The sequence below is a fragment of the Mycobacterium sp. genome (assembly GCF_049683355.1).
GTDB lineage: Bacteria > Actinomycetota > Actinomycetes > Mycobacteriales > Mycobacteriaceae > Mycobacterium.
In genome coordinates, this window is sequence record NZ_JBAUJB010000190.1 from 1 (window position 1) to 3,543 (window position 3,543).

General features: G+C 66.8%; 4 protein-coding genes and 1 pseudogene. 4 read left to right on the forward strand and 1 reads right to left on the reverse strand.

Annotation, left to right across the window (positions count from 1 at the left end; translation table 11 throughout):
• Positions 1 to 219: 219 nt before the first annotated feature.
• Positions 220 to 639 carry a hypothetical protein gene (locus tag WA944_RS11350; RefSeq protein ID WP_526368778.1) on the forward strand — a complete coding sequence of 140 codons (420 nt, stop codon included), beginning with the start codon at positions 220 to 222 and terminating at the stop codon, positions 637 to 639.
• Positions 640 to 736: 97 nt separating this feature from the next.
• Here WA944_RS11350 and WA944_RS11355 read toward each other — a convergent pair whose 3' ends face one another.
• Positions 737 to 1,675: a lytic transglycosylase domain-containing protein gene (locus WA944_RS11355; RefSeq protein ID WP_526646944.1), complete on the reverse strand. Its 939-nt coding sequence runs from the start codon at positions 1,673 to 1,675 to the stop codon at positions 737 to 739.
• 156 nt (positions 1,676 to 1,831) lie between these two features.
• On the opposite strand from WA944_RS11355, the gene WA944_RS11360 reads away from it, so the two are divergent.
• The 3 genes and pseudogenes from WA944_RS11360 to WA944_RS11370 all read left to right on the forward strand — a co-directional run.
• Positions 1,832 to 2,464 carry a GIY-YIG nuclease family protein gene (locus tag WA944_RS11360; RefSeq protein WP_526368774.1) on the forward strand — a complete coding sequence of 211 codons (633 nt, stop codon included), beginning with the start codon at positions 1,832 to 1,834 and terminating at the stop codon, positions 2,462 to 2,464.
• A gap of 78 nt (positions 2,465 to 2,542) precedes the next feature.
• Positions 2,543 to 2,809: an FAD-dependent oxidoreductase gene (locus WA944_RS11365; protein WP_526368772.1), complete on the forward strand. Its 267-nt coding sequence runs from the start codon at positions 2,543 to 2,545 to the stop codon at positions 2,807 to 2,809.
• Positions 2,810 to 3,365: 556 nt separating this feature from the next.
• Positions 3,366 to 3,543 (forward strand): annotated as a pseudogene (locus WA944_RS11370) (tyrosine-type recombinase/integrase); the annotation flags it as partial.

The window sequence follows — 3,543 nt, forward strand, 5'->3', positions numbered from 1 at the left end:
CTCGGTGCGATAGAAGTTGCGAAGCTCGTCGCGGAAGGCGGCTTCCTCGGGTGTCAGCGCCAACTGCATGGCAGCCTCCTGCTCGGGATGGGGTCTCCTTGCAGACTAACCACCTGGTTGGTCGGTAGATCCAGTGGGCAGCCTGACTTGCGAAAACGCTCCGTCGTCAGGTCGTGGCTACTTAGTTAGACCGGCCGAGGTTCGCTGATCGGAGGCACCATGAAGTATGGGATCGGCGGCGTGGCCGCCATCGGACTCGCGGTTGGCAGCGTCGCCCTGGCCACACCGGCCAATGCCGATCTCGCACCCGGCGTCTACCTGTACAGAAGTGTCATGGCCAACGGCGTCGTCACGGACAACACGCTGCGGGTCGACAGTTGCGGTCCCGGCTGTAACAACCTGTTCAATGTCACGCTCAACAGAGACCAGGGCCAGGCAAGGGTTCAGGGGTCGCAGTACGTCCTCGACCAGTTCGTGCCGGCCGGGGCATCGTGCCCGGACGGGCGTGCCGTCGACATCGTCGCGAGGTACACGTTCAATCTAGACGGCACGAACGGCGTGTACACGCTCAACGGGCCAAACCCGTGCGGGGGCGGCGGGCCGGTCGCGGCCACCGCCTTCACCCTCACGCCAGCCTGATGAAGTCCGCAGCGATCCTTTGCAGCCCGACGCCCGCACGCTCTGGGAATTCGCCGAGTGTGAGCCCGGCACCCCCCTGAGTATCTAGCCGTCTCGATCACTGCGGGTTGGTGGCCAGGTACTCCTCGACGGGGATGGGGGCGTCTGCGGCATAGCCGACGGGTAGGACCACGTCACCGGCGGTGGTTCGGTAGTACACGTCCCACAGGTGGTACGCGGTGAATGCCTCAGGGGCGGAAGCGATCACCGCCGCATAGTCCTTGATCGCGCGGACGTACTGCTGCGAGTTGTTGTAGCGGTACAGGGCGAAGTCCGGGTCGCCGACGAAGCCGTTGGCGGCGAGGTAGCGGCCGGCCGCCATGATGCTGTCGCGTGGTGATTGGATATCGCCACCATTGCCGAACGCGGCGAACGTCGACGGCATGAACTGCATCGGTCCCTGCGCCCCGGCGGTGCTCACGCCCTCGATGCGGCCGAACGCGGTCTCGACCAAGTTGATCGCCGCCAGGTAGTTCCAGCCGACACCGGTCACCGACTCGGCCTGTCGGTAGTGGTCGAGAAGCTCGTGCGCCGGTGGCGGCGGATTGATCCGCCACGCAGGCACGGTGGGCTGTGGGTTTTTGATCATCGACGCGAGTTGCCTGCGGGCCTCGACGTTGCGGTCGTAGACCTCGAGAAGCGCCGGCGGCACGCGCGGGCGCGCGATCGGATCCCATTTGGGGTGCCGTCCGATGGCGCGATAGGCGACCTGCTGACGGCGGGCCGCCGTCTGCATCACGGCCGGTGACGACGAAAGGTCGCGCAGCGCCATTTCGTCGGCGACGAGGTCGTCGACCAACTGCGCAGGGTCGGACGCCAGCCGTGGCTGCGCAGGTTCGGGCGATGGTGGGACCGTGGTGGGCGGCGGAGGAGCAGGCGCCTGGGCACCGACGCTGGATTGGGTCGGGGTGGCCGACGGCGCGGCGGTCTCAGCGCAGCCTGCCAGCGCGACCGCGACGAGCAGTGCCGCGCGTGTCGGCATGGTCCTGGCTGGCATAGCCGCCTCTCCTGACGCGATGGCGCCGCCGGCCGTCCGGATCTGCGGCCAGAGTGACCAGATTCTACAAACCCTCGATTCCGTATCGGGCCCCTGGAACACACCGGCTGGATCCGCTGGGGCCGCTGCGCGCCGGCCGCGACTACCCTCGGATGCATGGCTGAGTCGATCTCCGCGAAGCGGAATGCCGCCGCTGTCGCGAACTTCCTTGCGGCTCAGCGGTATACCCGTGACGAGGTGATCGCCGAGCCCTGCCCCGTGCCCGACGAAGCCGGTGCTCACGGCTGGTGGTTCCGCGACATCCCGGGCGACATCGATGTCTCCGGCTGCGAACAGCGGGACGGCTGGACACTGCTCTACGTCGGGATCAGCCCCGGTCCGCCGCGGGCCGACGGCAAGCCTCAGACACCGCAGGACCTGCGCAAACGCATTCGCTATCACTTCGGTGCCGGCAATGCCGGCGCCGACGGTTCCACGCTGCGCAAGTCCCTCGGCGTGCTGCTCGGCGATCAGCTCGGCTTCGTGTTGCGCCGGATCGGCTCGGGCAAACGGCAGACCTTCGCCGGCGGAGAAGCCGTCCTGACCCGGTGGATGGCAGAGAACGCCTCGGTGTCGTGGGTATTGCACCCCGAGCCGTGGTACCTGGAAGCCAAGCTGGTCAGCGCGCTGGAGCTGCCGCTGAACTTCCAGGACAACGCGCGCAACGCGTTCGCGCCGCAGCTCAAGAAGCTGCGACGCGACGCGGCGGTGAAGGCGGGCAAAATGCGGGTGCTCGCGGAGTGGTCCTGATGTCGAGCGCGCGCGGCACCAACCGTGCCGCCGCGGAGTCTGGTCGACAGGGCACCGCGGGAGAGGAGCAGTCCCGGGATGCGTGTTGTCGTCACCGGAGGTCGCCCCGCGGGTGTATCTGCCGCCCTGCACGCGGCGGGGTTGGGCGCTGAAGTCACTCTCATCGAGCGGGGGAGGGTCGGCGGCACCGCCCTGAATCGGGGTCCGGCACCGATCCGCACGCTGGCTCGTGCCGCACGCCCTTCCCCACATTCACCGAAGGGGTCAATCATGCCGCACAGATGGTGGTCAATCAGCTCGGTGTTCGCCCGATGCCCGGACTCTGGCGCCGCCGGAACCTCGTGAGTCAGCGTCTCGGTGGCGACGAGGTTTCTGGGCTTCCTGCGGACCGGGACGGTTGTGCGGAGGAACGATTGGTGTGTTGCGCACCGTCTTTCCGTAGCCGGCGACGGCGCTGAGGCCTCGAAAGCAGCCGGGACACATCGGCTTGCCGTCCTTGTTCACCGACCAGTTCTTGCCTCCGCCCTTGCATGCCCTGCTCGCCTTCATCAGTGCATCATCCTCTGCGGGGGAGCTCGCCGTCAGCATCATCGGGACCTCGGACCCGGGACGATGTGGTACTTGTCCCCGGGCGGCGACGGCTTTCAGAGGTGTCTGCATTGAGTCCGGCGTGCCGAGTCGGGCCCTGGTGACGGCGGTGGAGTCGACTTCTGTGTTAGTTAGTGGTGCCCCCGGCAGGATTCGAACCTGACGAGACACTCCGGTGTGGCTAGTTGATATACCTGCTGTTTCTGTACCTCTAGCTGCGCTTTCAGCACTTTCACCTGTCCGGCAGTATAGGACACTGCCGGACATATTGGTACATTCTTGTTGTGCAAATGTTGTGCAGGAATCGGAACCGGTGACACGCAAGCGCCGGGGATTCGGCCGCATCCGGCAGGAACGCAGCGGACGCTACAGCGCCGCCTACGTCGGCCCCGACACGAAGTTGCACAAGGCTCCGCGCACCTACGCCACCGAGGGCGACGCCGAGGGGTGGCTTGCCGGCGAGCGCCGCAAGATCGACCTCGGCACCTGGG

Bases quoted from the DNA above. Each gene is read 5' to 3' on its own strand.
- WA944_RS11365 (WP_526368772.1), top strand. From the start codon at position 2,543: ATGCGTGTTGTCGTCACCGGAGGTCGCCCCGCGGGTGTATCTGCCGCC.
- WA944_RS11355 (WP_526646944.1), bottom strand. From the start codon at position 1,675: ATGCCAGCCAGGACCATGCCGACACGCGCGGCACTGCTCGTCGCGGTC.
- WA944_RS11360 (WP_526368774.1), top strand. From the start codon at position 1,832: ATGGCTGAGTCGATCTCCGCGAAGCGGAATGCCGCCGCTGTCGCGAAC.
- WA944_RS11350 (WP_526368778.1), top strand. From the start codon at position 220: ATGAAGTATGGGATCGGCGGCGTGGCCGCCATCGGACTCGCGGTTGGC.